The sequence below is a fragment of the Polaromonas sp. P1_G4 genome, from assembly GCF_056405475.1.
Genome location: NZ_JBFUCA010000844.1, coordinates 1 through 1192, shown reverse-complemented (window position 1 = coordinate 1192; position 1192 = coordinate 1). Strand labels below are relative to the sequence as shown.

General features: G+C 67.7%; 1 protein-coding gene. It reads left to right on the top strand.

What is annotated here, in order from left to right:
• On the top strand, nucleotides 1-1192 hold a 1192-nt coding region (locus AC1D1X_RS23855; protein ID WP_477699419.1), incomplete at both ends, for a PD-(D/E)XK nuclease family protein.

Here is a 1192-nt window from a genome sequence, read left to right as displayed (position 1 = left end):
ACCACTCGCGCCGCCGCCGCTCTGATGAGCCTGCTGCGCGCCATGCCCTGGGACGCGTCGACGGATGCCGTGCTGGACTGGCTGAAAAACGCACCGGCGTTTGACGCCGCGCTGGTCACCGCCGCCGAGACTGAGTTGCGCAAGACCGGCGTGCGCGCCTGGCGCGACCTGCCGGACTTTGCGGAAGACGCCATCTTGCCGCCAGCCTTTGCGGCAACAGGCCCGTTGGCGCGCGAGGTGAACGCATTGCGCAGCCCTTTCAGCCGTGCCCGCCCGCTGGCGATGTGGCTGCGCGACCTGCGCACCCTTTTGCAGTCGGCGGGGCAGTGGGACGCACTGGCGCAGGACGAAGCCGGGCAGACGGTGCTGGACGTGCTGCGCCTGCACGAAGGCGCCGAGACCGAATTCGAAGCATCGCCGGTGATGCGGCTGCATGACTTCACGCAGTGGGCCAATCAGGCGCTGGAGGGCGGCAAGTTTTCCCCGGCGCATCCGCCCGCGGAGCAGGTGGTCATACTGCCGCTGCCGCAGCTGCTGGGCCGCCCCATGCAGGCCGTGGTGCTGCCCGGCTGCGATGAAATCCGCCTGCCGGTGTCACCAGAACCTCCCGGTCCCTGGACGCCCGGCCAACGCGAGCTRCTGGGCCTGCCGTCGCGGGAAGTGCTTGCCGCTGCCCAGCGCCAGGCCTGGCACTATGCCCTGCACATGCCGCATCTCGATGTGCTCTGGCGCACCAGTGAATCCGGCGAACACCTGATCCCCAGCGGCTTTGTGCAGGAGCTGCTGCTGGACCAGGACGAGGAAGCAGTACAGCGCATGGCCACCGACCCCCGCAGCCTGCGTGCCGTGGCAACCCAGCCGACGCCGTATCCCTTCCCGACCGGCGAGGCCTTGCCCGTCATCCGGCTTTCAGCCAGCGCCTATGAAGACCTGCGGCGTTGCCCCTACCGCTTTTTTGCGCTGCGTCAGCTTAGGCTGCAGGAGCCCGAAGAGCTCGAAAGCGAGTTGGGCAAGCGCGACTTCGGCAACTGGCTGCACAGCCTGCTGCGGCATTTCCATGAGGCACTCAAAGCGGCACCAACCCCCGATCTATCAGCGCGGGTAGCTATGCTAAACATAGCAGCGGAGCGCGCCACGCAAGAGCTGGCGCTCAGCGACAGCGAGTTTTTGCCTTTTGCCGCGGCCTGGCCCG